26 protein-coding genes and 1 riboswitch are annotated in these 25398 nt (G+C 69.8%); of the genes, 14 read left to right on the forward strand and 12 right to left on the reverse strand.

Going from position 1 to position 25398, the window contains the following annotated elements; all coding sequences use genetic code 11:
- Positions 1-83 precede the first annotated feature (83 nt).
- Positions 84-935 (forward strand): helix-turn-helix transcriptional regulator, encoded by an 852-nt coding sequence (locus AMYNI_RS0123255; protein WP_020670459.1) that lies wholly within the window; start codon positions 84-86, stop codon positions 933-935.
- Here the strand turns inward: AMYNI_RS0123255 and AMYNI_RS0123260 are convergent.
- The gene (locus AMYNI_RS0123260) at positions 932-1759 is read right to left on the reverse strand and encodes an alpha/beta fold hydrolase (RefSeq protein ID WP_026360819.1); all 828 of its coding nucleotides are present in this window, start codon (positions 1757-1759) and stop codon (positions 932-934) included. The two genes, AMYNI_RS0123255 and AMYNI_RS0123260, sit on opposite strands and share 4 nt — an antisense overlap.
- Before the next feature lie 64 nt (positions 1760-1823).
- On the opposite strand from AMYNI_RS0123260, the gene AMYNI_RS0123265 reads away from it, so the two are divergent.
- On the forward strand, positions 1824-2381 hold the full coding sequence (locus tag AMYNI_RS0123265) for a CGNR zinc finger domain-containing protein (protein ID WP_026360820.1): 558 nt from the start codon (positions 1824-1826) through the stop codon (positions 2379-2381).
- On the opposite strand, the gene AMYNI_RS0123270 is transcribed toward AMYNI_RS0123265, so the two are convergent.
- On the reverse strand, positions 2372-2878 hold the full coding sequence (locus AMYNI_RS0123270) for a methylated-DNA--[protein]-cysteine S-methyltransferase (RefSeq protein WP_026360821.1): 507 nt from the start codon (positions 2876-2878) through the stop codon (positions 2372-2374). The two genes, AMYNI_RS0123265 and AMYNI_RS0123270, sit on opposite strands and share 10 nt — an antisense overlap.
- A 26-nt stretch (positions 2879-2904) precedes the next feature.
- On the reverse strand, positions 2905-4410 hold the full coding sequence (locus AMYNI_RS0123275; protein ID WP_020670463.1) for a DNA-3-methyladenine glycosylase 2: 1506 nt from the start codon (positions 4408-4410) through the stop codon (positions 2905-2907).
- A 107-nt stretch (positions 4411-4517) separates the two neighbouring features.
- Between AMYNI_RS0123275 and ychF the strand changes: the two genes are divergently transcribed.
- The gene (ychF, locus tag AMYNI_RS0123280; protein WP_020670464.1) at positions 4518-5600 is read left to right on the forward strand and encodes a redox-regulated ATPase YchF; all 1083 of its coding nucleotides are present in this window, start codon (positions 4518-4520) and stop codon (positions 5598-5600) included.
- Positions 5601-5907: 307 nt separating this feature from the next.
- Positions 5908-6141 carry a DUF397 domain-containing protein gene (locus AMYNI_RS0123285; RefSeq protein ID WP_026360822.1) on the forward strand — a complete coding sequence of 78 codons (234 nt, stop codon included), beginning with the start codon at positions 5908-5910 and terminating at the stop codon, positions 6139-6141.
- Between the two features lie 280 nt (positions 6142-6421).
- On the opposite strand, the gene AMYNI_RS0123290 is transcribed toward AMYNI_RS0123285, so the two are convergent.
- Both AMYNI_RS0123290 and AMYNI_RS48295 read right to left on the reverse strand, forming a co-directional pair.
- Complete coding sequence (locus tag AMYNI_RS0123290; protein WP_084628440.1) at positions 6422-6652, reverse strand: DUF397 domain-containing protein; 231 nt, start codon at positions 6650-6652, stop codon at positions 6422-6424.
- Positions 6649-7518, reverse strand: a complete 870-nt coding sequence (locus AMYNI_RS48295) for a helix-turn-helix domain-containing protein (RefSeq protein ID WP_245574200.1) — start codon at positions 7516-7518, stop codon at positions 6649-6651. The genes AMYNI_RS0123290 and AMYNI_RS48295 overlap by 4 nt, the downstream gene beginning before the upstream one ends.
- 486 nt (positions 7519-8004) lie before the next feature.
- On the opposite strand from AMYNI_RS48295, the gene AMYNI_RS0123295 reads away from it, so the two are divergent.
- A complete protein-coding gene (locus AMYNI_RS0123295) occupies positions 8005-9105 on the forward strand; it encodes a ThiF family adenylyltransferase (RefSeq protein ID WP_051116354.1) in 1101 nt (366 codons plus the stop codon).
- A 30-nt stretch (positions 9106-9135) separates the two neighbouring features.
- Here the strand turns inward: AMYNI_RS0123295 and AMYNI_RS0123300 are convergent, their stop codons facing one another.
- Positions 9136-10011, reverse strand: coding sequence for a helix-turn-helix domain-containing protein (locus AMYNI_RS0123300; RefSeq protein ID WP_020670468.1), 876 nt, complete (start codon positions 10009-10011; stop codon positions 9136-9138).
- 242 nt (positions 10012-10253) lie between these two features.
- On the opposite strand from AMYNI_RS0123300, the gene AMYNI_RS0123305 reads away from it, so the two are divergent.
- A complete protein-coding gene (locus AMYNI_RS0123305; RefSeq protein WP_026360825.1) occupies positions 10254-10496 on the forward strand; it encodes a hypothetical protein in 243 nt (80 codons plus the stop codon).
- A gap of 564 nt (positions 10497-11060) precedes the next feature.
- Here AMYNI_RS0123305 and AMYNI_RS0123315 read toward each other — a convergent pair.
- The gene (locus tag AMYNI_RS0123315) at positions 11061-11306 is read right to left on the reverse strand and encodes a hypothetical protein (protein WP_020670470.1); all 246 of its coding nucleotides are present in this window, start codon (positions 11304-11306) and stop codon (positions 11061-11063) included.
- An 82-nt stretch (positions 11307-11388) separates the two neighbouring features.
- Positions 11389-11679 (reverse strand): 4a-hydroxytetrahydrobiopterin dehydratase, encoded by a 291-nt coding sequence (locus tag AMYNI_RS0123320; RefSeq protein ID WP_020670471.1) that lies wholly within the window; start codon positions 11677-11679, stop codon positions 11389-11391.
- Between the two features lie 33 nt (positions 11680-11712).
- Positions 11713-11824: riboswitch (TPP riboswitch) on the forward strand.
- Between the two features lie 25 nt (positions 11825-11849).
- Here AMYNI_RS0123320 and AMYNI_RS0123325 point away from each other — a divergent pair.
- Genes AMYNI_RS0123325 through AMYNI_RS0123335 form a run of 3 tightly spaced genes read left to right on the forward strand, consistent with a single transcriptional unit; the run spans position 11850 to position 15558 of the window.
- A complete protein-coding gene (locus AMYNI_RS0123325; RefSeq protein ID WP_051116355.1) occupies positions 11850-12914 on the forward strand; it encodes a thiamine ABC transporter substrate-binding protein in 1065 nt (354 codons plus the stop codon).
- The gene (locus AMYNI_RS0123330; RefSeq protein WP_020670473.1) at positions 12890-14536 is read left to right on the forward strand and encodes an ABC transporter permease; all 1647 of its coding nucleotides are present in this window, start codon (positions 12890-12892) and stop codon (positions 14534-14536) included. Before AMYNI_RS0123325 ends, AMYNI_RS0123330 begins: the two co-directional genes overlap by 25 nt.
- On the forward strand, positions 14536-15558 hold the full coding sequence (locus tag AMYNI_RS0123335; RefSeq protein ID WP_020670474.1) for an ABC transporter ATP-binding protein: 1023 nt from the start codon (positions 14536-14538) through the stop codon (positions 15556-15558). The genes AMYNI_RS0123330 and AMYNI_RS0123335 overlap by 1 nt, the downstream gene beginning before the upstream one ends.
- 43 nt (positions 15559-15601) lie before the next feature.
- Here the strand turns inward: AMYNI_RS0123335 and AMYNI_RS0123340 are convergent, their stop codons facing one another.
- The 3 genes from AMYNI_RS0123340 to AMYNI_RS0123350 are packed head-to-tail and all read right to left on the reverse strand — an operon-like array spanning position 15602 to position 18635.
- On the reverse strand, positions 15602-16480 hold the full coding sequence (locus tag AMYNI_RS0123340) for an ABC transporter permease (protein WP_020670475.1): 879 nt from the start codon (positions 16478-16480) through the stop codon (positions 15602-15604).
- Positions 16477-17463 (reverse strand): ABC transporter ATP-binding protein, encoded by a 987-nt coding sequence (locus AMYNI_RS45215; protein ID WP_245573983.1) that lies wholly within the window; start codon positions 17461-17463, stop codon positions 16477-16479. Before AMYNI_RS45215 ends, AMYNI_RS0123340 begins: the two co-directional genes overlap by 4 nt.
- 26 nt (positions 17464-17489) lie before the next feature.
- On the reverse strand, positions 17490-18635 hold the full coding sequence (locus AMYNI_RS0123350) for a LolA family protein (protein ID WP_020670477.1): 1146 nt from the start codon (positions 18633-18635) through the stop codon (positions 17490-17492).
- A 155-nt stretch (positions 18636-18790) separates the two neighbouring features.
- Between AMYNI_RS0123350 and AMYNI_RS0123355 the strand changes: the two genes are divergently transcribed.
- From AMYNI_RS0123355 to AMYNI_RS0123365, 3 genes are all read left to right on the forward strand, one after another.
- On the forward strand, positions 18791-19507 hold the full coding sequence (locus AMYNI_RS0123355) for a response regulator transcription factor (protein ID WP_026360827.1): 717 nt from the start codon (positions 18791-18793) through the stop codon (positions 19505-19507).
- Entirely contained in the window at positions 19504-20847 is a 1344-nt protein-coding gene (locus AMYNI_RS0123360) for an ATP-binding protein (RefSeq protein ID WP_020670479.1), read from the forward strand. Before AMYNI_RS0123355 ends, AMYNI_RS0123360 begins: the two co-directional genes overlap by 4 nt.
- A gap of 78 nt (positions 20848-20925) precedes the next feature.
- The gene (locus tag AMYNI_RS0123365) at positions 20926-21324 is read left to right on the forward strand and encodes a (deoxy)nucleoside triphosphate pyrophosphohydrolase (RefSeq protein WP_020670480.1); all 399 of its coding nucleotides are present in this window, start codon (positions 20926-20928) and stop codon (positions 21322-21324) included.
- Positions 21325-21365: 41 nt separating this feature from the next.
- On the opposite strand, the gene trpS is transcribed toward AMYNI_RS0123365, so the two are convergent.
- The gene (gene trpS / locus AMYNI_RS0123370; protein WP_020670481.1) at positions 21366-22331 is read right to left on the reverse strand and encodes a tryptophan--tRNA ligase; all 966 of its coding nucleotides are present in this window, start codon (positions 22329-22331) and stop codon (positions 21366-21368) included.
- Between the two features lie 324 nt (positions 22332-22655).
- On the opposite strand from trpS, the gene AMYNI_RS0123375 reads away from it, so the two are divergent.
- Together AMYNI_RS0123375 and typA are read left to right on the forward strand one after the other, a co-directional pair.
- The gene (locus AMYNI_RS0123375) at positions 22656-22955 is read left to right on the forward strand and encodes a YciI family protein (RefSeq protein ID WP_026360828.1); all 300 of its coding nucleotides are present in this window, start codon (positions 22656-22658) and stop codon (positions 22953-22955) included.
- 410 nt (positions 22956-23365) lie between these two features.
- A complete protein-coding gene (gene typA, locus AMYNI_RS0123380) occupies positions 23366-25312 on the forward strand; it encodes a translational GTPase TypA (protein ID WP_020670483.1) in 1947 nt (648 codons plus the stop codon).
- Positions 25313-25398: the final 86 nt, after the last annotated feature.

Below are 25398 nucleotides of genomic sequence, written 5' to 3' on the forward strand. Positions count from 1 at the left end.
CGCCCAGCCTGCGGCCCGCACCGGCGGCCGGGCGAGAGCCTGCCGATACTGGTGCTGACAGCACCTGGCCGAGGAGGCGACCGATGGCGAACCGGCGAGCGGAGCTCGCGACCTTCCTGCGCAGTCGCCGGGAACGCATCACGCCGGGCGAAGCGGGGCTCGCGCCGGGCCCGCGCCGCGGCACGCCGGGCCTGCGCCGGGAGGAGGTCGCGCTGCTCTCCGGGGTCGGCGTCACCTGGTACACCTGGCTGGAGCAGGGGCGGCCGATCAACGCCAGCGTGCAGATCCTGGACGCGGTGGCAAGGACGCTGCACCTGGACCCGGTCGAGCACGCGCACCTCTACCGCCTCGCCGAGGTGCCGGAGGTGGCCGCGCCGGCGCCGCCGGACGAGCTCGAACCCGAGGTGCAGGGCATTCTCGACCAGCTCGCGCCGCTCCCGGCCTGCGTGCTGAACAGCCGTTACGACGTGCTCGCCGGGAACTCGCCGTACCGGGTGCTCTGGCGGCGCACCCTGGCCGCTCCGGTCGGCGAGCGCAACGTGCTTTGGCAGTCCTTCACCATTCCCGAGTGCTGCGGCCCGTTCGCGGAGAACCGGGAGGCCGAGCTGAAGGAGCTGGTCGCCACCTTCCGCGCCGCTTTCGGCCGTCACATCGGCGACCCGGACTGGACGGAGCTGGTCGACCGGCTCTGCGCCGCGAGTGCCGAGTTCGCCGCCGTGTGGGCCGCGCACGATGTCGGCCTGCCGACGTCCAGGGTGAAGGTGCTCCGGCATTTCTCCGCCGGGAACATCGCGATGACGGTGACCGGTTTCGAGCTGTCCGCCGCTCCGGAGGCGCGGATGGTGGTCTACACGCCGGTGGACGAGGAGAGCCGCAAACGTGTCGACTGGTTGCTCGCCCACCCGGATGCCCCACCGGCGGACCACCGCCACTAGGCGAAGAACCGCAGGAGCGCGTCCGCGGTGTCACGCGGGTTGTCGTCCGGGGCGAAATGGCCGGCGCCGGTGACCGTCTCCCGGCGGGCACCGGGGATCGCCGCGGCCAGGCGGTCTCCGGTGGCCGGGACGAGCCATTCGTCCCGCTCGCCCCACAGCACCAGGGTCGGCGCGGTGATCCGGTCCAGCCGCGCCACCACCTCGCGCGTGTCCTCGAAGGACACACTCGCGACCTGGTCCACCCAGCGCTGCTGCCCGGCCGCTCCGGCCCAGGGCGTCAGGTAGGCGTCGACGACGGCTTCGGGCATCTCGTGATGGGTGGCCGTGCGAAGGCGCGCGGTGACGAGGTCGCCGAACACGTGCGGGGGCATCGTGCGGTAGGCGTCCTGGTGGCGCTGCATGTGCTCGGTGAAGGGCGTGTTCCACGGGCCCAGCACGGCCGCGTCGAGCAGCGCGATGCGGTGCACCGGCACCCCCTCGACGAGGTGGGCGCGCAGCACGATGCCACCGCCGATGTCGTGCCCGACCAGGCTGGGCGCGTCCAGCCCCCAGTGCTCGGCGAGTTCGGCCAGCGTCCTGGCCTGCCGGGCGATCGACGGGGCGATGCCGGGATCCGGACGGGAGTCGCCGAACCCGAGCAGATCCCAGACGTGCACGGTGTGCCGGCGGGCCAGTGCTGGGGCCACTTCGCGCCACAGATAGGACCAGGCCGGGGTGCCGTGCGTGAGGATCACCGGCGGCCCTTCGCCGAAGACGCCGGTGGCGACCTCTCCACCGGACACGCGGACTCGCTGGTCGAGCCGCCACGTCGTGCCTGTACTCATCCCGCCACTCCCAAGCTAAGAGGTATAGTTAACTTTCTCCGGTTACCGTAGCAGGGAGTAAGGCGTGAAGATACTTTTTACCGATTACGCCTTGGGGGCGGGCGTGGCCACCGACCTGGTCAACACCGCACCCGTGGTGCGGGGCGCGGGTGAAGCACTGCCCGACGCGGTCGCACTGGAGCGGTTCCTCGCCGAGCACGAGCTCGGGGTGACCGCGACCGGTGCCGACCTCGGCCAGGTGCATGCCCTTCGGCAGGAAGTTCGCGCTGTGCTCGAAGCCCGCACGGAAGACCAGGCGGTGGAGAGTGCGACCGCGCTGGTCACCCGTGCGGGCCTCGGGCCGGTGCTACACCGCGACGCCGCGGACCGGTGGCAGTGGTACGTCGAGACTTCGCCCGACGCGTCGCTCGCCGGCGAACTGGCCGTCCTGATCGGCACCGGGCTGCTCGGCGTCGTCCGGACGTTGAGCCACGACCGGTTCCGGCACTGCGCTTCACCGGTGTGCGACGGCATGTTCGTGGACACCAGCCGGGCGGGCCGCCGCCGGTACTGCATGCCGGACCTGTGCGGCAACCGCCTCAACGTGGCCAACCACCGCGCCCGCAGACGGGCTCAGTCCTGAGGATCCTCGTGGTCCAGCAGCCAGCGCTTCACGTCCACGCCCCAGCGGAAACCGCCGAGGCCGCCGCCGGTGCGGATCACCCGGTGGCACGGCACGAACAGCGCCGCCGCGTTCCTGGCGCAGGCGGTGGCGGCCGCGCGGACCGCGGCCGGGCGGCCGGCCAGCGCCGCGTAGTCGGCATAGCTCACCGGTTTGCCGGCCGGCACCGTGCGCAGCGCGTCCCAGGCGCGTTGCATGAACTCGCCGGAACGCTGCCGGACCTCGATCTCGTCCGCCGCGTTCAGCTCACCGGAGTGGTAGCGGCGGATCGCGGTGCTTACCGGGCCGAGGTCGCGCTTGGCGCGTAGCTCGGCCGGGGCCAGCGAAGGTGAGATCAGTCCGGTCAGGTCCTCGACCCTGGCCGTCCAGCCCGACGCCAGTACCGCGCCGTCCGAGGCGACCACCGCGGTGAACGGCCCCACCTTGGTGTCCATTGTGGACCAGTGGGCGATGCTCATGATTTTGCTCCTTTTGCTGTGCGAGTTCAGGATCCGGCACGCCAGAGGTGCATGCCGGCGTAGGACCGCCATGGCCGCCAGGCCTTGGCGTGCCCGGTCAGTGCGTCTTCGATGCCAAGCTCGGCCGCGCCCTTGCGCAGCACCAGGTCACCGGTGAGCAGCAGGTCGGGGGCGCCGAGCACGCGCATCAGCACGTAGTCCGCGGTCCACGGCCCGATGCCGGGCAGTTCGAGCAGCTCGGCGCGCAGCTCGTCCGGGTCGCGGCCGACGTGCACCTCCACCGCGCCGGAGGCCAGCGCGTCCGCGGTTTCGCAGATCGCTTCGATGCGCCGTCGCGGCCCGCGGAGGACGTCTCGCCCGTGTTCGGCGACGGCGGCCGGCGAGGGAAACAGGGTGGTGAGCGTGTCCCCGCGCTCGGCCGGGGACAGCCGGTCGCCGAGTTCCTCGGCCAGCCGGCCCGCCGCGGTGCGGGCGGCGGCCACCGAAACCTGCTGCCCGAGCATCGCGCGGAGCACCAGCTCGGGGCCGTCCACCGCGCCGGGCACCCGCATGCCGGGCGTCTCCGCGACCAGCGGGGCGAGCGCCGGATCGGCGCCGAGCACCTTCGCCACGGCCTGCGGGTCTGCGTCGAGGTCGAACAGCCGCCGCATCCTGGCCACCGCGCTGCTGAGGTCGCGTACGTCGGTGAGTCGCAGGTCGCAGCGGACGTGCCCGTTCAGCGGGGTCAGCCAGGCCGTGGCGGTGCCGTGGGGCAGGCGCAGGGTGCGCCCGTAGCCGGCGACGGTCACGTCCTCGACGCCGGCGACCGCGCGTGCCGCGAAGAAGCTCAACAGCCCGGCCGCGTCGAACGGCGGGCGGTACGGCAGTCGCAGGCACAGCCGCGCGCCGGCGGCGCCTTCACCGGACGGCTCGCCGCCAGGGGCCCGGCGCCGGGCGCCGGCGGCGCCGGCCCGCAGCTGGGACGGGGTGCTCGCGAACACCTCGCGGATGGTGTCGTTGAACTGGCGGATGCTGGCGAACCCGGCCGCGAAGGCCACATCGGCCAGCGGCAGCTCGGACAGCTCGATCAGCAGCCTCGCCGAGTGCGCGCGGTGGGCCCGCGCCAGCGCCAGCGGGCCGGCGCCGAGCTCGGCGGTGAGCACCCGGCCAAGCTGCCGCTCGGAGTAGCCGAGCCGGCGGGCGAGGCCGGGTACCCCGTCGCGCTCCACGGTGCCGTCGGAGATCAGCCGCATCGCGCGGGCGGCCAGGTCGGCCCGCAGGTTCCAGTCCGGCGAACCGGGCACCGCGTCCGGCAGGCAGCGGCGGCAGGCGCGGTAACCGCCCGCCTGTGCCGCCGCGGACGTCGGGTAGAAGTGCACGTTTGCCGGCTTGGGGGTCAGCGCTGGGCAGGACGGGCGGCAGTAGATGCCGGTGGTGCGCACCGCCATGATGAACTGCCCGTCGAAGCGGGAATCCCTGGAGGCGACCGCGCGGTAGCACCGCTCGGTGTCGCGCCACACGGGCTGCTCGCGGGTGAGCGTCAGTTCGGCCATGTGATCGATCCTGCCAGCGGTTCGGCGGGTTGACTGGCGGAAATCCGACACGACGTTGACCGGGCGGCCGAGGGCGTCCGGCCGGGGTCCACGTAGACTTCGCGGCCGTGAGTCTGACCCTCGGCATCGTAGGCCTGCCCAACGTCGGCAAGTCCACCCTGTTCAACGCGCTGACGCGCAACGACGTGCTCGCCGCGAACTACCCGTTCGCCACGATCGAGCCCAACGTCGGTGTCGTGCCGCTGCCCGACCCCAGGCTGGACCGGCTGGCCGAGATGTTCGGCTCGGCGAAGATCCTGCCCGCCGTGGTGTCCTTTGTGGACATCGCTGGGATCGTCAAGGGCGCGTCGGAGGGGGCGGGCCTCGGCAACAAGTTCCTCGCCAACATCCGCGAGGCCAACGCGATCTGCCAGGTCATCCGCGTGTTCGACGACCCGGACGTGGTGCACGTCGACGGCCGGATCGACCCGTCCAGCGACATCGAGACGATCAATACCGAGCTGATCCTCGCCGACCTGCAGACGCTGGACAAAGCGTTGCCCCGGCTGGAAAAAGAGGCCAGGACCAAGAAGGAGAACAAGCCGGCGCTCGATGCCGCGCAGCAGGCGAAGGAGATCCTCGACGCCGGCCGCACCCTGTTCCAGGCGCAGAGGGAGGTCGACTTCGAGCTGCTGCGCGAGCTGCACCTGCTCACCACCAAGCCGTTCCTGTACGTCTTCAACGCCGATGAGGGCGTGCTCACCGACGAGGCCAAGCGGGCCGAGCTGACCAAGCTGGTCGCCCCCGCCGACGCGGTCTTCCTGGACGCCAAGGTCGAGGCGGAGCTGCTGGAACTGGACGACGAGGAGTCCGTGCGCGAACTGCTGGAGTCCGTCGGCCAGCACGAGCCCGGCCTGTACTCACTGGCCCGCGCCGGCTTCCACACCCTCGGCCTGCAGACCTACCTCACCGCCGGCCCCAAGGAGTCGAGGGCCTGGACCATCCCGCAGGCCGCCACCGCCCCCCAGGCCGCCGGCGTCATCCACACGGACTTCGAACGCGGCTTCATCAAAGCCGAAGTCGTCTCCTACGACGACCTGATGGAAGCCGGCTCCATGGCCGCCGCCCGCGCCGCCGGCAAAGTCCGCATGGAGGGCAAGGACTACCTCATGTCCGACGGCGACGTCGTCGAATTCAGGTTCAACGTCTGAGCTGTTCTGTCTCGTGAGGTTGGGGACGCGGGTGGCGGGTGGGCCGCCACCGGAGAAGGAAACCCTGGTTTTGCACTTCTACGTGATCGACATCTCCAGGCTGCTCCGGGACGTAAAGAGGCGTGCAGTCAACGATTCCTCATCGCTCCGATCTGCATCGGTTGAGTTGCGGCACACTGTATGTGGCAGACCGTGAATCGGTGATCACTGGAGGTGAGGTGCGTATGGCAGGTTTGGGCCGGAAACGCCGACCTGGGAGCCGGAACCTAAGTCGCCCGAACAGGCGGCGATCATGAAAGGACGTTTCATGGATTCTGACGTGTACCGCGCCGCCGCCCTCACCGCCGCATCCAGCTGGCGGAAGTCGAGCTACAGCAATTACGCCAATTGCCTTGAGCTCAACGACTCCGTACCCGGGCACGTCGGTGTGCGCGATTCGAAACTCGGCGAGGACGGCCCGGTCCTCGTCTTCAGCGTCGACGAGATGCGAGCCTTTCTGCTCCGTCTGAAGGGCGGCGAATCCGCCCACCTGCGCGCGTGACCTGCGTTGGACCAGCGGCAGCATTCTCGGCGGCCACGCCTGCGACCGGGTTGGTGATCTGTGCGGTGCGATTGTGCTGCCGGTCTCCAAGCCGCAAGGCGAGACCGTGCAAGTGGTCCTCAGAACCCTGCTGGGTGATTGTGGGTTCGCCCTGACGTCGATCGATCAGCTGACCCGCCCTTGTGGTCACGGTGAATGACGACAGGGCTCCGCCGACCGGGTGGTCGGCGGAGCCCACGCGCAGCGCACTCTCAGTGCTCGTCCCTCACGACAGGACGGGTTATGCGGGTGTGGAACCGACCATGTCGTTCTTCACTCCGCGCAGAAAGGCTCGCATCTCGTCAACGCCGAAGACGAGGATCGGGCTGTCTTCGCCCAGTTTCGAATCGCGCACGCCGACGTACCCAGGGGTAGATTCATTGATTTCAACACAATTTGCACCGGCAGTGTAGCTTGATTTCCGCCAGCCAGTAACATCGTTGAAAACGACATTTTCTTTGTTGATTATCACACCATTTCCTTTGCTAGACTAAGGATGAAATCTCGTGATCGATCTGGGTTTTCGGCTTGACCTTGCAGTCGCTCAAATGCGTTTCTGAAGTCACGTACCTGGTCGGGACGTTCGTAATATTCTCCCCCGGTCCGTGTTTCTATGTAAACCGTGCCGGGATCGCCGACAAACTCAGAGGGGTAGTCGAAAATTGTGAAGGTGCCGTCAATGGCCAGATGGGCGCCTTCGGTGAAAGGTAGCACCTGTATATCGACGTTCGGCCGCTCGGTCAACTGAGCCAGGCGCTCTAGTTGTGCCCGCATTATTGCAGGTCCGCCCACCTGGCGACGCAGGGCGCCCTCGTCCAGGATCGACCAGATCTGAGGTGCGTCTTCACTGCGTTCCACGACTGTGGCCTGCCGCGTCATCCGCAGGTCGACCTTGGCTTCAATCTCTTCATCGCTCAGTCGTCGCCCAAACCGTTTTCCGAACATGTTGTGGATCGTAAAAGCATAGTCGCGTGTCTGAAACAATCCTGGCACGACATTGATATCGGCGCTGCTGATCCGTGCGGCACCGGTTTCCAGCCCTAGGAATATATTTAGAAATTCGGGCACGGCCTCGTTGAACTTGATCCACCAGTCCTTGCCGCGCTTCCCTCTCCTGACCATTTCGCGGAAAACTGGTATGAGGTCCGGCGCGCCGTAGAAGTCAAGTAGCAATTCCAGGTCTGCTGGCGCGGGCAGGTTCCGTGCGGTCTCGATGTGGGCAATGACCGTGGTGGCCTTGCCGATGCGTTCGGCCGCGGCTGCTCGATCATGGCCGGCGGCTTCTCGGAGACGCTTCAGTTCAAGCCCGATCCAGCGCTTGACCGCGGTGGGGTTCACAGTGCCCAAGTCCCTGCCCTCCCTAGGTTGCCACGTTCAGTGACCGATTCACCCACACGGGCTAAGAATAGTTCTCGAATAGCTACACGAGTGGAGTCTGGACGTAGTGGATGTATAGCTCTACATTTTAGATGTCTGATGGTGGTGCATCGTACATCGTAGATGCGGCGGATTGTCAGCGGGTAGGACCTACCGGTGTGTTTGTCAGTTCTCGCAGCGGACAGGGCTTCTACCAGGGGTAACTGAGCAACACGGGAGAAGGGGAGGGAGGCGAGGACATGGGTACGCCGGAGTTTCATCGGCAGCCAACGAGTGGGATGCCGAGCCGGGGTTGCCTGGGCGCTTCCCGGGCCCTTCTAGGAGGAGGGAGGTGGATGGCGATGCTCGAGGTCGTGATGGTCACGCGCAAGGACGCGACTTACCACGCGTTTTCCAGCTCAGGCGGGTCCTGATTGAGGTAGATCCAGATCGATGAGGGGAGTTCTCATGCGTCCGCGTATCAAGGAGGAGCACTGTCCGGTCCGGCTCGGTGACGGTTGGGTGCAGATCGGCGGGAGAGTGCTCGGTCTCGGTGCTTACCTACGGGACCCGGACGGCTCCGTGTGGGCGTTGCTGGAACTTCTTGACGGGACACGAACGGTGGGCCAGGTGGTCACCGACCTGGTCCACCTCTTTCCCGACCGTTCGGCCGAGGGGGTCCGGGAGGATATCGAGCAGTTGGCCGACATGGGGCACCTCGAGGACGCTGACGAGCCGATCTGTACGGAGTTGACGAGCCGGCAGCGCGGGCGCTACGACCGCGGCAGGCTGCTGCAACGCTGGGTCGATCCTGGAAGCAGGAGGTCCAGCTGGGATTTCCAGGTCGAGTTGTCCCGCGCCCGGGTGGTGGTCGTCGGTATGGGCGGAGTGGGATGCACCGCGGCGATGGCCTTGGCCATGTCGGGCGTGGGCCACCTGCACCTGGTCGATTTCGATGAGGTGGAGCTGTCCAACCTCAACCGCCAGATCCTCTACACCGAACGGGATCTGGGCAGGCGCAAGGTGGACGCCGCAGTGGAAAGGCTGCGCGCCACCAACTCCGACATCGAGGTCACCGGAGAGTCCACCCGGATCGTGAGCCCCGCATCGCTGGAGCCGCTGGCCGCGACGTGCGACGTCTTGGTGATGTGTGCGGACCATCCGGCGGACATCTGGTTGTGGGCGAACCGGGTCTGTGTGGTGACCCGCACCGACTGGGTGTTCGGGACCTACTGCGGTCCGCTGGCCAACATGGGTGTGTACCGGCCGGGCACGGGGCCGTGTTACGAGTGCGCCCGCGCCACGGAACGGGATCTCCAGGCCCGGAGGCCACCGATGGAGGTATGGAGCGGGGCGCCGACGGGGCCGCGAGTAGTCGCCGCGAACGCGGTGACGGCGGGCATGGTCGGCAACCAAGTTGCCTGGGCGGTGCTGAGCCTGATCACCGGGCCGTCACGAGTTCGCGTGAATCACGAGTACGGCTACGACCTCGTCACCCTGGACCACGCTTTCGCCTTCACCCCGGACCAGCCACACCCGGAGTGCCGGACCTGCCGCAGGATCGCCTGACCAACAGGCCAAGCCCCAGCCAGATCCCGGCTAGGGTTCCCGGTTGTCGGCAAGTTGCCGCGCTATGCGCTGGATCAGCTCCGTCGCCTCATCACCGGCCGTGGCCGCGGCGTGGTAGTGGCCGAACAGCCGCTCGTAGGCGGCGATCTCGTCCGGTGCCGAGAGCATGTATTCACCGGTGAGGTGCTCCATCAGGACGAAGTTGTCGTCATGGATCTCGAAACCGTTGACCGCGGCAACCGGCATGGCGGTGGTGAAGGGCAGGATCCGCAGGTCGACCGTGCGCAGGCCGAGCAGGGACTGGATGCGGTCCAGCTGCCCGAGGTGCGTCTCCAGGTCGCCGATCCGGATCCACAGCGCCGCTTCCCCGAGCACGAACGTCAGCGTCTTGCCGGGGTCGTAGAGCAGTCCTTGCCGCTCGATCCGCACGGCCACCATCTGCTCGATGTCGTCTGGGGACGCGTCGGCCAAGTCCGCGGGGCCGGCGGGCAGCGCGACCAGCTCGCGGATGTAGGCGGCAGTCTGCAGAAGGCCGGGGAGCAGTGACGGGTGGAACGTGGCGATCCGGGTCGCCTGCTGTTCCCGATCGCGCCACGACTGCTGGTAGGCGCTGGCGCCGCCGACGTCTTTCATCGCGTGGTGGAACGAAACCGATTCCACCCTGGCGCGGACGAGCAGCTCGGTGACGACGTGCTCCTCGCCGAGGGCCTCGGCGGCCCTGAGCCAGGCCGTGATGTCCTCGTTCCTCGGCAGCTGTGCACCGGTTTCGATCTTGGACACCCGTGATTGTGGCCAGCTCAGGCATTTGGCGAACTGGTTGCCCGACTTTCCGGTCGCGGCGCGGATCTCCCGGAGCTTCGCGGCGAGTCGCGCGCGGTCAGCGCCGGAACGGGGCGATGGGGACATGACCTTCTCTCATGGTTCGACTACCAGCTGATCGCTCCGATCATGCTACCCCGCCAAGGATCATTAGAGAATAGAACCCGAATAGTCTATTCCTTGGAGAATACTTCGGGCATAGATTAGACCCTGTCATGCCGGGTGGAGCGAGTGAGTCGGCCGACCGGAACCAGCTGACGCACCTCGTGCCGTAGCTCCACCAGCGAAGACCGCTATCAGGCATGCCCAAAACCAAGAAGGGGTGTCCGATGTTCGCCACGTGGATACAGATCGCAGAACTCATTCTGCTGCCGTTGGGCCTGGGTGCCGGGTTCGTCGCAGGTCGCGCCAGCCGCCATGACGAACATGTGGCCTTCCCTGCCAACGAGACCATCACCCACCCCGGCCTGGCTCCGGAATACCCCGCTCACCCCGTGCTCTTCATGAACACGTCCTATCCGGCTGTCGGATGGCCCTCGAAGCGACCGCCCTTCTACGGCCCGCAACAGTAGTCCCCTGCCAGCGCGGGAGTTCACGTCGCGGTAAGAGGACCAGGCCAGGTGTAGCGCACCGGACCCGGCTCGTCAGGGTGCAGACAGGCCAGGTCGGTGGACTCGCTCGACCTGGAGGGGGAGGTCTTCGCGCCGCGGCGCCCGCGCCGCCCCGGCCGTCTCACGAATCCGTGGGGCGGCCGGGGCAACCACGGAAACACAGCGCCCCAAGACTTTCCCACCCAGCGGACTGACCATGCCTGGGTCTGTCCTGTTCGGACAGTCCGGTACGGCGTGTTCTGAAAACGCGGAACGGCCCGGCGCTCGGGTGAGTGCCGGGCCGTTCGGGTGGTGCGGGGTCAGCCTGCCGCCCCGAGGAGGATCACGGCGAGCAGGGTGACGGTGGTGGCGAACAGGGCGACCCAGGCGCGCTGGGTGGCGGACAGGGCGGTGGTGGTGCTGTTCATGCTGGTGTCCAAACGGCGTCGTCGGCTCTTGCCTGGGTGAAAACGCCTTGATCTACCCTGGTGTTAACAGCTTGCCAACTATGTGAGGCAAATCACCGGACCGGCCCGTTCGGCCAGGTCAGCGCGACTGGTCGCGGTGCTTGACGGTGAACCAAAGTACCGCCGCGGCGGCACCGATCATCAGCACGAACGCCAGCCCGCCGACCACCAGCGCCTGGGTGACGTCGGTGGACGCGGCGGCGGTGCTCGCGCCACCGCCACCGGTCGGTTTCGGCTCGGCGGCCATCGCCGGCAGCGCGCCCCCGAGCGCTACCGCGATCACCATCCCGACGCCGGCCAGAACCCTGGAAACAACCTTCGACATCTGCGCTCCCTCCTGCTCCCTCTTGTCTTGGGAACGCTTCGGAGGTGCGGTTATGTTGCCAGGGTCGCCGAGATCACAACGATCACAAACTGCTGATCGTCTCGTCGATCTGGCCTGCCAGCGAGGTGTCCTTGGCGGTGATGCCGCCGTCGGAGTGGGTGCTCAGCCGGAAGGTCAGCGTGCGCCAGCGGATGTCGATGTCCGGGTGGTGGTCCAGGCTCTCCGCGATCTCGGCGATCCGGTTCACCGCCGCGATCGCGGTGGGGAAGTCGGCGAGCTCCGCGGTGCGTTCCAGGGCGTCGCCCTCCCGCCGCCAGCCGGAGAGGTTTTCGAGTGCGTCGGAGATCTCTTGGTCACTGAGTAGGTCTGCCATGGGTCCTATGGTGGTACGGCGGCGAGTACGCTGCACGTCTGCCACGGGAGTTCGGCGCAGCCGGGCTGAGAGGTGGGCGCACTGCCCGCGACCGTTCGCACCTGATCCGGATCATGCCGGCGCAGGGAGGCCCAGCCCCTTCTTGCCGGCCAGTGCTAGGGAGGGGCCCCATGACAGCCAGACCGTTGCGCGCCGCCGGGACGGTGACCGCACTGTGCCTGGTCGCCGCGGTGACCGCGAGCTGCACCATGTTCAGCGGATCGGATGAGCAGCAGCAGGGCGCGACCGTGGTCAAGCTGGTCACGCACGACTCCTGGGCCGCGCCGCAGGAGGTGCTGGACGCGTTCGAGCGGCAGTCCGGGGTCAAGATCCAGGTGGTCAAGGAGGGCGACGCGGGCGCGCTGACCAACAAGCTGGTGCTGACCAAGGCCGCCCCGATCGCCGACGTCGCGTACGGAGTGGACTCCACCTTCGCCTCCCGCGCGCTCGCGGAAAACATCTTCACCTCGTACACCAGCCCGGAGGCCGACCGCGGACCGCAGCGGTACGCGGTGGACCCCGAGCACCGGTTGACCGCGGTCGACGTCGGCGACGTGTGCGTCAACATCGACACCGGCTGGTTCGCCGAGAAGGGGCTCCCGGAGCCGAAGACCTACGAGGACCTGGTCGACCCCCGGTACAAGGATCTGCTGGTGGCGGAGAGCCCGGCGACCTCATCGCCCGGCCTGGCCTTCCTGCTCGGCACCGTTGCCAAGTACGGCGAGCAGAGCTGGCCGGAGTACTGGTCCAAGCTCAAGGCGAACGGCATGAAGTCGGTCAGCGGCTGGACCGAGGCGTACAGCCAGGACTTCTCCGGTTCGTCCGGCAAGGGCCCGCGCCCGATCGTGGTCTCCTACGCCTCCTCGCCGGCGGCCGAGCTGGGTACCGACGGCAAGCCGCGCACCAAGGCGCTGCTGGACACCTGCTACCGCCAGGTCGAGTACGCCGGCGTGCTGACCGGCGGCAAGCAGCCGGAGCAGGCGCAGAAGGTGGTCGACTTCCTGCTCTCCCAGCAGTTCCAGGTGACCGTTCCGGCCAACATGTACGTCTATCCGTCGCGACAGGGCGTGGAGCTGCCGGCGGGCTGGGCCGAGGCCGCGCCGCTGCCGCAGCAGCCGGCCTCGCTGCCGGGCGACCAGGTGCAGGCGGGCCGGGAGCGCTGGATCGGGCAGTGGCGCACGCTGGTGGAGGGCTGACCACCCGACTGAGCCGTCCGGCCGCCCGGCGCGGTGCCGGGCTCGCATTGCTGGCGCTGCTGCCGGTCGGCTTCCTTGCCGTGCTGTTCATCTGGCCGGTGGCCGCGATCATCGGACTCGGTTTCGAGGACGGCGGCGTCGGGCAGGTGATCGCCGACGGGCAGACCTGGCGGCTGGCCGGGTTCACCGTGGCGCAGGCCGCCGCGTCCACGGTGCTCGCGGTGCTGGCCGGGATGCCGGTCGCCTTCCTGCTGGCCAGGGTGCGGCTGCCGGGCGTCGGCCTGGTCCGAATCCTGGTGCTGGTCCCGTTCGTGCTGCCCACCGTCGTGGTCGGGCTGGCCTTCCGCGCGCTGTGGCCGGACGGCGGGGTGGCCTCGATCGTGCTGGCGAACGCGTTCTTCAACGTGGCGGTGGTGGCCAGGACGGTCGCCGGGCTCTGGTCGCATTTGGACGTACGGGCGGAGAACGCGGCGCGGGCGCTCGGCGCGTCGCCGTGGCGGGCCTTCCGCACGGTCACCCTGCCCGCGCTGACCCCGGCGATATTGTCCGCTGCGGCCGTGGTCTTCCTGTTCTGCGCCACCAGTTTCGGGGTGGTGCTGCTGCTCGGCGGTGCGCGCTACCGGACGCTGGAGACGGAGATCTACCTGCGCACGGTGAACCTGCTGGACCTGCCGGGCGCGGCCGCGCTGTCGCTGGTGCAGCTGGCCGCGGTGCTCGCCGCGCTGGTGCTCGGCGCGCTGGCGAGGCGGCGCCGCGAGACCGCGCTGCGGCTGCGTTCGCGGACCGAGACCGCGCGACGGCCAGAGGGCGGGCAGTGGTGGGTGGTGGCCGCCGCGGTCGCGGTGCTCGGCCTGCTGCTCACCCCGATCGTCGCGCTGCTGCTCAGGTCCGTGTCCGGGGCAGACGGCTGGACGTTGGCCGGATACCGGGCGCTGGCCGGGCACGGGGCGGACGGCACGCTGCTCGTCTCCGGCTGGGCGGCCGCGCGGAACTCGCTGGCCACGGCCACCGACGCGACCTTGCTCGCGATGCTCATCGGGGTCACCGCTTCGGTGCTGCTGGTCACCCTGCGCCGCTCGGCGGGCCGGATCGCGGCCGGGATGGGCGAGGCGCTGGACGCGGCGCTGATGCTGCCGCTCGGGGTGTCCGCGGTGACCGTCGGCTTCGGCTACCTGGTCACCTTGGACGCGCTGCCAGGCGATCTGCGGACCTCCCCGCTGCTGGTCCCGTTCGCGCAGGCGCTGGTGATCATCCCGCTGGTGATCCGGATGGTGCTGCCGGTGCTGCGTTCGGTGGACGAGCGGCTGCGCCAGGCCGCGTCCACCCTCGGCGCCGGTCCGCTGCGGGTGTGGCGGGAGGTCGACCTGCCGCTGACCATCCGCTCGGTGGTGGCGGCCACCGGGTTCGGCTACGTGGTCGCGCTCGGCGAGTTCGGCGCGACCAGCTTCCTGGCCAGGCCGGAGGCGCCGACCCTGCCGGTGGCCATCGCCGGGCTGATCTCGCGGCCAGGCGAGCTGAACAACCAGATGGCCTACGCGGGCTGCGCGTTGCTGATGCTGGTCACCGCGGCGGCGGTGACCGTGATCGACCGGATCGCCGCCGCGCCGGTAGGGGAGTTCTGATGTCGCTTTCGGTATCCGGGTTGACCGTCCACTATGGATCGTTCGTGGCCGTGCGGGACGCCGCGCTGGACATCGCCGATGGCGAGGTGCTGGCACTGCTCGGGCCGTCCGGCTCCGGCAAGTCCACCCTGTTGCGGGCGATCACCGGGCTGGAGCCGGTGGCCGCCGGCCAGGTGCGCTGGGACGGCGCGGACCTGGCCGGGCTGCCGGTGCACCGGCGCGGGTTCGGGCTGGTGTTCCAGGACGGGCAGCTGTTCCCGCACCGCGACGTGGCCGGGAACATCGCGTTCGGGCTGCGCATGCACGGGGTGCCCAAGGGCGAGCACGCCGAACGGGTGGAGCGGCTGCTGGACCTGGTCGGCCTGGCCGGTTATCAGCGTCGCCGGGTGACCGAGCTGTCCGGCGGTGAGGCGCAGCGGGTGGCGCTGGCAAGGGCGCTGGCGCCGGAGCCGCGGCTGCTCCTGCTGGACGAGCCGCTGTCCGGACTGGACGCGAGCCTGCGCGAGCAGCTCGCCATCGACCTCGCCGAGCTGCTGCGCAACGCGAAGATCACCGCGCTGCTGGTGACGCACGACCAGGAGGAGGCCTTCACGCTGGCCGACCGGGTCGCGGTGCTGGAGGCGGGGGAGATCCGGCAGGCCGGTGCGGTGCCGGAGGTCTGGCGCAACCCGGTGGACGACTCGGTGGCGGCCTTTCTCGGCGTGACCACGATCCTGACCGCGCGGGCGGCGGACGGCGTGCTGCGCTGCCCGCTCGGGGAAGTGCCGGTGGACTGGGTCGCCGACGGCGAGGTGCGCCTCGGCCTGCGCCCGGCCGGGCTGCGGGTGGCCGAGGCCGGGATCTCCGGCGAGGTGCTCAGCCGGGTGCACCGGCGCGACCACGCCAGGCTGGTGGTGCGCCCGGACGGCGGATCGTCCACAGTGGACGCTATCGCGCCGGTGAGCGCGGTGATCAATCCAGGCGACAAGGTGCGACTGGCGATCGATGTGGATGGAGTGGCCGTTATCGGGGCGGCGTCGTGAGTGAAAAGCGTTGCCGGAGCAACACTTTTCACTCACGACCCGGTCAGCCGTCGCGGGTGCTGATGCGGGCGTAGGCCAGCGACATCGCGACCGCGATGTAGCAGAGCGCCCGCAGCGCGCCTTCGCCGAGCTGGTCCATCGGGGTCGGGTCGCGGAGCACGTCCGCCAGCGCCGTCCACGACTCGTTGAGCAGGAACGGATGCAGCCAGCTCACCGCGTCCAGCAGGCCGAGCACCTGGAACATGACGGTACCGGCGAGCACCGAGACGACCACCAGCATCGGGTGCTCGGTGCAGGCGGAGATGGCCAGCGCGACCGCGCCGACCGCCCACAGCTGCAGGGTCACCCAGCCCACCGCGAGCGCGATCTTGCCCAGCGCGCCGCCGAGCGAGAGCGTGGTGCCGGACAGCGTGATCATGGCACCGGTGCCGTTGATCACCACTCCGGTCACCACCGCGGTCAGTGCCATCACGAACACCGCGGTCAGCGCCACGGTCGCCACGCCGAACGCCTTGACCGCGAGCAGCCTGCCGCGGCTCACCGGCGCGATCAGCCAGCCGCGCAGCGTGCCGTGCGAGGTCTCACCGGCCAGCGCGTCCGCGCCCGCCATCGCGGTGGCCAGCGGCAGCAGCAGGGCCAGCGTCACGGTGAGCACCGCGATCGGCAGCACCAGCGCGTTGCCGACGGCGGCGGTGAACAGGCTGCCGCCGCCCCCGTCCGGGCCGGCGCCCTCCGGCGCGGCCGTCGGGTCGACGAGGGTCAGGCTCACCCCGACCACCACCGGGATCAGCGCGAGCAGGCCGAGCACGATCAGCGTGCGCGGCCGCCGGAAGATCCAGCGCAGCTCGGCGCGGGCCAGCCTGGCCACCGAGACGGTGTCGTGGCGCGCGGTGACGGGTGCGGGAATCGCGGGGGCGCTCATGCCTGCACCTCCGCTTCCACCGGCAGGTCGTCCCCGGCCTGGGTCAGCCGGGCGAACACGTCTTCCAGGCCGGTCCTGGCCCTGGTCGCCTCTTCGATCGCGACGCCGCCGTGCACGAGTACCTGAAGTACCGTCGGCGCGTCCGTGGCGCTGAGGTCGGCGCGAATGCCCTCTGGCACCAGCCTGCTGGGAATTCTGTTCTCCCGCAGCACGTCCACCGCCTTGTTGGCGTCCGAGGAAGACGCAGTAGACACGATGAGGGCCGGACTGCCGGACTCCAGCAACTCGGCGAGCTCGCCCTGGGCGACCACCGCGCCGGAGTGCAGCACGGCCACATGCGTGCAGGTGGCCTCCACCTCGGCGAGCAGGTGCGAGGAAACCAGCACGGTCACGCCGTCCGCGTGCAGCTCGGCGATGATCTTGCGGATCTCCCTGGTGCCCGCCGGGTCGAGCCCGTTCGTCGGCTCGTCCAGCACGACCATCCGGCGCGGCACGAGCAGTGCGCCGGCCAGGCCGAGCCGCTGCTTCATGCCGAGCGAGTAGCCCTTGTAGCGCCGGTGCGCGGCGTCGATGAGGCCGACCCGTTCCAGCGCGGCCTCCACCGCGGTGGAGATCTGCGACGACGGTAGCCGCGGCTCGGCGGCGGCCATCCGGAACAGGTTCTCCCTGCCGGAGAGGAACGGGTGGAACCCGGGGCCCTCCACCAGCGCGCCGACGTCGGGCAGCGCCTTGCCGGCGCCCTCTGGCATCTTGTGCCCCAGCAGCTCGACCTCGCCCTCGGTGGGCCGGACCAGGCCGAGCAGCATCCGGATGGTGGTGGTCTTGCCGGAGCCGTTCGGCCCGAGCATGCCAAGCACCGCGCCTTCCGGCACCTCCAGGTCGACCTGGTCCACCGCGACCGTGCCGCGGTAAACCTTGCGCAGGCCCCTGGTACGAGCGGCTGGGGATGGAGCGGGGGTGGACGCCCCTTCCAGGACGTCCACCCCTGTCGCTATCCCCGCTGGGAAGGTCACTTGTTCCCCAGCGCTTCGATCAGCACCTGCTCCGGGACCGCACCGGCGGCGAACCGGCCGTCGTCGGTGATCAGCGCGGTGCCCACCTTGAGCGAGATCACGTGCCCGGTACCGAACGGACCGGTCACCGGCTTGCTGACCTGGTCGAGCAGCGCCTTCGGGTCGAAGCCGGCGCCCTGGCCCTGGCCACGGTCGCCGTCGCCCCAGTTGCCCCAGCCGCGCTTGTCCTTGTCGGCCGGCTGCTGGCCGCCCTGCAGCGACTCCGGCGAGAACTTGCCGGTCACCACGGTGTCCCAGCCGGTACCGACCACGGTGGTGTCGCCCATGGCCTTGTCCTTGCCCTGGGCGTCCCGCTCCTTGGCCCAGTCCTTGTCCTTGTTCACGTCGGCCTGCTTCTCGGTCACCTTGGCGCCCTGCGGCGGGGTGAAGTTGAAGCGGTCCGCGGGCTGCGGGGCGAAGCTGACGTCGGTGTACGCGATCTGCAGCGCCGGGTCGGCCGAGCCGTTGGCCAGCACCGCGAGCCGCAGCGGCACCCGCTTCTCGGCGTCGATGCTCACCCGCACCTCGCGGAGCAGCGTGCGCTCGTCCGGCTTCGGGGTCAGCACGACCTCGTAGGCCGGGCGGTCCGCGACGCGGGCGGTGCCCTCGACGCTGACCGTGCTGGTCTCACGCACGGTGTTGACCAGGTCGGCCGCCGCGGCGGTCGGGTCGGTCACCTCGCCGTCGTGCACGCCCTTGTCCTTCAGCGCGTCCGCGGGCACCGTGATCTTGGTGGCGGTGTTCTTGCCGGAGTCGTACTTCCACACGGTCTCGCCGTTGCGCACCACGGTCTGCTCGCTGCTGCCCTGCTGCAGCGAAAGACGGCTGGCCCCGGCACCGTCGTTGTAGATGCGCGCACTGTCCAGGTCCAGCGACGGGACGCCGGGCAGCGCGGGCAGCCCGAGCGCGTTGTCCACCTTGACGGTGCCCTCGAAAGCCGGGGTCTGTGCGGTGAGTACCGACTGGACCAGGTCCTCCGCGCTGACGGGCGGTAGCTGGGGCGCCTCACCGGCACCGGCCGGCATGGCGATGACCGCGAGCCCGGCCGCACCGAGCGCGGTACCGAGTACCGCTGCGGTAATGGCCTTCTTCTTCGGATCCATGCATGTCTCCCTGTGTTGCCGAACACCAGTGTGCTCGTTTTCCCATCGCAAGGCTGCCCGCCCCCGCCTGAGATCGCCCTGAGAAACCCGGCCGACCCTGAGAGAACGCTGAATGCGGCACGCATGAGCAGCGGGAATAGGGCACGCTGAAAGCTGTGAAACCTCGGGTCCTCGTCGTGGACGATGAATTGGGCGTGCGCAAAGCGCTGCACCGCGGCCTGCGCGCGGAAGGCATGGACGTGGTCACCGCCGCCGACGGGCCGAGCGGGCTGCGGCTGGCCGAGACCGGTTCCTTCGACGTGCTGCTGCTGGACATCATGCTGCCCGGCCTGTCCGGCTACCGGGTGCTGCAGCACCTGCGCGCGCAGGGCGTGCCGACGCCGGTGCTGATGATCTCGGCGAAGGACGGTGAGGTCGACCAGGCGGACGGCCTCGACCTGGGCGCCGACGGGTACATCGTCAAGCCGTTCTCCTTCGTGGTGCTGGTCGCGCAGGTGCGCGCGGTGCTGCGGCGGGCGTCCTCGGAAGGGGTGCGCGGGCCGTTGCGGATCGGCGGGCTGGTGGTGGACAGGGCCACCCGGGAGGTGCACTGGCACGACGAGCCGGTGGCGCTGAGCCCGCGGGAGTTCGCGCTGCTCGAGGTGCTCGCCGCGCGGGCTGGCACGGTGGTCACCAAGGACGAGCTGCTGCGCGCGGTCTGGGGCGACGAGCAGGCGGCCACCCGCAACGTGGTCGAGGTCTATGTCGGTTATGTCCGGCGCAAGCTGGACGCGGTTGGCGCCGGCTCGCTGGTGCGCACCGTCCGCGGCCACGGCTACCTGGCCTCCGACGAGCAACTGGACCAGATCATGCCCGCGGCCGGTCCGGGTTGAGCAGGCCGCCGGTCTGGTGGTCGCGCCGTTCGCTGCGGTTCCGGCTCACCGCCACGGCGGCCGCGATCACGCTGGCCGTGCTGCTCGGGGTCGCGCTGCTGGCGAGCCGGGGCCTCGGGCCGCTGCTGACCACCTCGGTGGACGGCGAGCTGCGGGACGCGCTCGGCCCGGCAGCGGCGGACGTCTCCGCTGGACGGCCGCCGCAGCCGTTGTCCGGGGTGACCGTGCGGGTGCTGGACATCGCGGGCAACCCGCTGGACGGCATGCAGGCGCCCGACCTCAACCCTGCCGAGATCCGGAACCTGAAGGCAGGGGAAGCCGTCGGTGCCGGTGAGCAGGGCTCGCGGTGGCGCTGGCTCGGCCAGGTGGTCACCGCCCCGGATGGCTCCCAGCGGCTGCTGGCGGCCGGCGCCGGACTGGTCGGCTTCACCTCCGCGGTGCGCGGCGGCGGTGAATGGCTGATCTGGACCGCGTCCGGCGGGGCGGTGCTGTCCGCGCTGGCCACCTGGCTGGTGGTGCGCTCGGTGCTGCGGCCGGTCGGCCGGATGCGCCAGTCGGTGCGCGTGCTGCCGTCCGGGCAGCGGCTGCCGCTGCCCGGTTCGCACGACGAGCTGCGCGACCTCGCCACCGAGTTCAACGCGCTGCTGGCAAGGCAGGAGGAGATCAGCGACCGGCTGCGCAGGTTCACCGGCGACGCGGCGCACGAGCTGCGGTCGCCGGTCGCCTCGATCCGGGTGCAGGCCGAGGTGGCCGTGACCAACCCGGATCCCGAGCTGGCGCAGGAGACGCTGGCGGACATCCTGGCCGAGTCGGAGCGGCTGTCCGCGTTGCTGGACGGGCTGCTCGCGCTGGCCCGTTCGGACGCGGGCGAGGTGGCCCCGGCCGAGCCGGTGGAGCTGGTCTCCGAGGCGCGGGCCGCGGTGGAAAGGCTGCCGGCGGGCTCGCCGCAGGCCAGGGTCAGCGGGACGGTCGGGCAGGCATGGGCGCATGCCGCGCCGGCCGAGGTCGAGCTGGTGCTGAACAACCTGCTGCGCAACGCCTGCCGGTATGCCGAGGGGCAGATCGTGGTGTCCGTGGTGACGGTGCGTTCGACCGTGCGGGTGGTGGTGGACGACGACGGCCCCGGGGTCGCGCCGGAGCACCGCGACCGCATCTTCGACCGGTTCTACCGGGTTTCCGACGACCGGGCCCGCTCCTCCGGCGGCACCGGGCTCGGCCTGGCAATGGTGGCCGAGGCGGTACGCCGCCGGGGCGGCCGGGTCACCGTCGGCGAGTCGCCGGAGGGCGGCGCCCGGTTCCAGGTCGCCTGGCGCGCCGCCCCCGCCGTCGACATGTCGTGAAGGGCACCTTCCCTACGTTGAAGGTAGGCAAGGTGCCCTTCACGGACGATCGGCAGCGGGGGCGGTAGCGTCCGGCGGGTGAGCGGCGGAGTGATCGTGGGGGCGGCCATCGTGCGTGCCGGCGGGCTGCTGGCCCAGCAGCGCGCCTGGCCGGCGGAGCTGGCGGGACGCTGGGAGCTGCCCGGCGGCAGGGTCGAGCCGGCGGAGCCGGACGAAGCCGCGCTGCGCCGCGAATGCGCCGAGGAGCTGGCGGTGGACGTGCTGGTCGGGTCGCGGGTCGGGCCGGACGTGCCGCTGCCGGGCGGCAAGGTGCTGCGCGTCTTCGCCGCCGAGCTGGCCGATCCGGCCGTCGAGCCGCGCGCCGTCGAACATCTCGCGCTGCGCTGGCTGACCGTCGACGAGCTGGACGACGTCGACTGGCTCCCCGCGGACGAAGAGCTGCTACCCGACTTGAAGGGGCTGCTCGCGACGTCGTGAGTGGAAAGTGTTGCCGGGACAACACTTTCCACTCACGAGGGTCAACCGGCGCCGATCAGGCGAAGGGCGCTTTGCAGCCGGTGCTCGCCGCGTTCCGACGCGCGGACCGCGCCCGCGCGGCGGACCCGGTCCAGCTCGCCGGGGTCGGCCAGCAGCGCGGTCGCGGATTCTCTGACCGGCCGCAGGGTCTCGATCACAGCGTCGGCCACTGCGTCCTTGAGCGCGCCGTAGGAGCCGTACTCGGCCGCCACGTCCGCCGGTTTGGTCCCGGTGCACGCGGCCATGATCTCCAGCAGGTTCGCCAGTCCCGGCCGCTGCTCCGGCAGGTACTCGGGCACCGAGCCGCCGTCGGTGACCGCGCGCCGGAACTTGCGCCGGACCAGCTCCGCAGGGTCCAGCACGGACACCACGCCCGCGCTGTCCCGCGCCGACTTCGACATCTTCCGCGCCGGGTCGGCCAGGTCGCGCACCCGCGCTCCGGTCGGCGGCAGCACCGCGGCCGGCACCGTGAACACCTCGCCGTAGGTGTTGTTGAACCGGCGCGCCAGCACCCTGGCCAGCTCCACGTGCTGCCGCTGGTCCTCGCCGACCGGCACCTCGGCGGCGCCCTGGAGCAGGATGTCCGCGGCCATCAGCACCGGGTAGGTGAGCAGGCTCAGCCTGCTGCCGGTGCGGCCCTTGGACTTCTCCTTGAACTGGATCATCCTGGCCGCCTCGCCGTAGCTGCAGGTGCACTCCAGCACCCAGGTGAGCGCGCCGAGCTGCCTGGCAAGGTCGGACTGCACGAACACCCGCTCCGGCGGGATGCCGGACGCGATCAGCACGGCCAGCAGCTCACCGGAGAGCCCGCGCAGCTTCGCCGGGTTGTGCGTGGTGGTCATCGCGTGCAGGTCGGAGACGAAGTAGAGGTCGTCCTCGCCGCCCTCGGCCGCCCACCGCTGGATGGCGCCGAGGTAGTTGCCCAGCTGGGCGTGCCCGGACGGGGTGATGCCGGAAAACCTGATCATGGTGTCCTCCCTGGGTTCCGTCGCCCGGGGAGAAAGGCCCGTCCAGCAAAAAGGCCGCCCAACCCGGGCGGCCTGTGATCGATGCTTCAGCGCACAGTGACGGGGCCGCCTGCCGGCGGCCACCACTGACCGAGTCGCTGATGCACGGGATGAGTGTAGCGCGTCGCCGCGCGGTCCCGGAGCGTTATCGGAAGGCAAAGCAGGGCAATGAGTGCGCAAATCGAATCCGCACAGTCCACCCAATCCGGGCACGCCGTGTCAAAAAAAGGCATCGACCCGCCAGTAAGTGGTGTCATCGGCGCAGTCCGGGGTTAACTTCGAGGAATGTTCGTAGTGCTGCTGAATTACACCGCACCCATCGAAGAGATCGACTATGTGCTGCCCGATCACACGGACTGGTGTGACCGGCAGTATCAGTTGGGCAATTTCCTCGCCTCGGGCAGGCGCAACCCGAGGATCGGCAAGGTCATCATCACCAGGCCGATGCTGCGGGGAAAGCTCGACGCGATCCTGGCCACCGACCCCTTCGCGCTGCAGGGGATGGCCAGGTACGAGGTGATCGAGTTCTCGGCGACCAGAACGGCCGCTGAAATGCGGCTGCTGAACGAGGCTGTAGCCCACTAGGGGCGGGGGCACTTTCGCGCCGGAGGTGCCCCCACCGTAATGATCAAGCGGCTTTTGCCGCACGCTCCTTCGCCTTTTTCAGGGCGAGCACCGGGCACTTCTTGCAGCGGGGTTTCGACCGGCAGCACTTCTTCTTGACCTTGCCGGCCTTCATGAGCTTGCGGACCACGTCCTGGGGGGGGCGCGGCCACCGCCCTTGGGCGCTTTGCCCGCGTGCTTCTTGCCCACTCCCACACTCCACATCCGCTCGGCCGAACCTCGACCACATTAGGTGAGGCTAACCAATTGCGGGCGTGTCCCTGCTCACAACCGGGTCAAGGGTATCCTGGGTCGAGACCGCGTGTGGCCAGAGTCGGCCTGACGGACGAAGCGGTCACCCACCCAGATACTGAGCATTCAGGAGTCTTCGCGTGCCCGCAGCCAGCGCCTTCGCAGTCGATGCCGGCCGGTCAGCGCCGGGTGAGCCCGGCAAGACCCGCCCCGACCTGCGCAACGTTGCCATCGTGGCACACGTAGACCACGGCAAGACCACCCTGGTCGACGCCATGCTCCGCCAGTCCGGCGCCTTCGCCGAACGGGCCGAGCTGGTGGACCGGGTGATGGACTCCGGTGAGCTCGAGCGGGAAAAGGGCATCACCATCCTCGCCAAGAACACCTCCATCCGGCGCCAGACCGCGGACGGGCCGGTGACCATCAACGTCATCGACACCCCCGGCCACGCCGACTTCGGCGGCGAGGTCGAGCGCGGCCTCGCCATGGTCGACGGGGTGGTGCTGCTGGTGGACGCCAGTGAGGGCCCGCTGCCGCAGACCCGGTTCGTGCTGCGCAAGACCCTGGAGGCCGGCCTGCCGGTGATCCTGGTGGTGAACAAGGTGGACCGCCCGGACGCGCGGATCGCCGAGGTCGTCGACGAGACCCACGACCTGCTCCTCGAGCTGGCCAGCGATATCGAAGACGCCGACCATGACGCCATCCTGGACCTGCCGGTGGTGTACGCCTCGGCGCGTGCCGGCAAGGCCTCCCTCGAGCAGCCGGAAGACGGCGGGCTGCCGGACAGCGAGAACCTGGACCCGCTGTTCGAGACCCTGCTGCGGCACGTTCCGCCGCCCTTCGCCGACGAGGCCGGCCCGCTGCGCGCGCTGGTCACCAACCTGGACGCGTCCAACTTCCTCGGCCGGATCGCGCTGATCCGCATCCACGCCGGCAAGCTGCGCAAGGGCCAGACCGTGGCCTGGCTGCGCGAGGACGGCAGCACCCAGTCGGTCCGGATCTCCGAACTGCTGGTCACCGAGGCGCTGACCAGGGTGCCCGCGACCGAGGCCTCCGCCGGTGAGCTGGTGGCCATCGCCGGCATCCCGGACATCACCATCGGCGACACCCTCGCCGACCCGGAAAACCCCGGTGCGCTACCGCGGATCACCGTGGACGAGCCCGCGATCTCGATGACCATCGGTGTGAACACCTCGCCGCTGGCCGGTCGCGGCGGTGGCGACAAGGTCACCGCGCGGCTGGTCAAGGCCCGTCTCGACCAGGAGCTGATCGGTAACGTCAGCATCAAGGTGCTGGCCACCGAGCGGCCGGACACCTGGGAGGTCCAGGGCCGTGGCGAGCTGGCGCTGGCCATCCTGGTCGAGCAGATGCGCCGCGAGGGCTTCGAGCTCACCGTCGGCAAGCCGCAGGTGGTCACCAGGCTGGTCGACGGCAAGGTGCACGAGCCGTTTGAGCGGCTGTCCATCGACTCGCCGGAAGAGCACCTCGGCGCGATCACCCAGCTGCTCGCCGCGCGCAAGGGCCGGATGGAGCACATGGGCGGGCACGGCACCGGCCGGATCAAGCTCGACTACGTGCTGCCCGCGCGCGGCCTGATCGGCTTCCGCACCGACTTCCTCACCGAGACCCGCGGTACCGGCATCGCGAACCACGTGTTCGAGGGCTACTTCCCGTGGGCGGGCGAGATCCGCACCCGGCACAGCGGCTCGCTCGTCGCGGACCGCTCCGGGCCGATCACCGCCTACGCGATGATCCAGCTCGCCGACCGCGGCACCTTCTTCGTGGAGCCGGGCGCCGAGGTGTACGAGGGCATGGTGGTCGGGGAGAACCCGCGCGCCGAGGACCTCGACATCAACATCACCAAGGAGAAGAAGCTGACCAACATGCGTCAGTCCTCCGCCGACGTGATGGAGACGCTGGCCAGGCCGCGCAAGATGGGCCTGGAGGAGGCGCTGGAGTTCTGCTCGGTGGACGAGTGCGTCGAGGTCGCGCCGGACGTGGTGCGGGTGCGCAAGGTGACCCTGGACTTCAGCACCCGCGCCAAGCAGCGGTCGCGGGCGAAGAGCAGGGACAACGCCGCCAACTGAAACCGCGAGGGAACCCGAACGGCGGCCCGCGCGTCCCCCGACCAGCGGTACCCGATGCGGTGCCGGGCGTTCGCGCCCGATCTGGC

This window comes from Amycolatopsis nigrescens CSC17Ta-90 (assembly GCF_000384315.1).
GTDB classification, from domain to species: Bacteria; Actinomycetota; Actinomycetes; order Mycobacteriales; family Pseudonocardiaceae; genus Amycolatopsis; species Amycolatopsis nigrescens.

Bases quoted from the DNA above. Each gene is read 5' to 3' on its own strand.
- AMYNI_RS0123255 (WP_020670459.1), top strand. From the start codon at position 84: ATGGCGAACCGGCGAGCGGAGCTCGCGACCTTCCTGCGCAGTCGCCGG.
- AMYNI_RS0123260 (WP_026360819.1), bottom strand. From the start codon at position 1,759: ATGAGTACAGGCACGACGTGGCGGCTCGACCAGCGAGTCCGCGTGTCC.
- AMYNI_RS0123270 (WP_026360821.1), bottom strand. From the start codon at position 2,878: ATGAGCATCGCCCACTGGTCCACAATGGACACCAAGGTGGGGCCGTTC.
- AMYNI_RS0123275 (WP_020670463.1), bottom strand. From the start codon at position 4,410: ATGGCCGAACTGACGCTCACCCGCGAGCAGCCCGTGTGGCGCGACACC.
- AMYNI_RS0123285 (WP_026360822.1), top strand. From the start codon at position 5,908: ATGGATTCTGACGTGTACCGCGCCGCCGCCCTCACCGCCGCATCCAGC.
- AMYNI_RS0123295 (WP_051116354.1), top strand. From the start codon at position 8,005: ATGCGTCCGCGTATCAAGGAGGAGCACTGTCCGGTCCGGCTCGGTGAC.
- AMYNI_RS0123300 (WP_020670468.1), bottom strand. From the start codon at position 10,011: ATGTCCCCATCGCCCCGTTCCGGCGCTGACCGCGCGCGACTCGCCGCG.
- AMYNI_RS0123305 (WP_026360825.1), top strand. From the start codon at position 10,254: ATGTTCGCCACGTGGATACAGATCGCAGAACTCATTCTGCTGCCGTTG.
- AMYNI_RS0123315 (WP_020670470.1), bottom strand. From the start codon at position 11,306: ATGTCGAAGGTTGTTTCCAGGGTTCTGGCCGGCGTCGGGATGGTGATC.
- AMYNI_RS0123320 (WP_020670471.1), bottom strand. From the start codon at position 11,679: ATGGCAGACCTACTCAGTGACCAAGAGATCTCCGACGCACTCGAAAAC.
- AMYNI_RS0123325 (WP_051116355.1), top strand. From the start codon at position 11,850: ATGACAGCCAGACCGTTGCGCGCCGCCGGGACGGTGACCGCACTGTGC.
- AMYNI_RS0123335 (WP_020670474.1), top strand. From the start codon at position 14,536: ATGTCGCTTTCGGTATCCGGGTTGACCGTCCACTATGGATCGTTCGTG.
- AMYNI_RS0123340 (WP_020670475.1), bottom strand. From the start codon at position 16,480: ATGAGCGCCCCCGCGATTCCCGCACCCGTCACCGCGCGCCACGACACC.
- AMYNI_RS0123350 (WP_020670477.1), bottom strand. From the start codon at position 18,635: ATGGATCCGAAGAAGAAGGCCATTACCGCAGCGGTACTCGGTACCGCG.
- trpS (WP_020670481.1), bottom strand. From the start codon at position 22,331: ATGATCAGGTTTTCCGGCATCACCCCGTCCGGGCACGCCCAGCTGGGC.
- AMYNI_RS0123375 (WP_026360828.1), top strand. From the start codon at position 22,656: ATGTTCGTAGTGCTGCTGAATTACACCGCACCCATCGAAGAGATCGAC.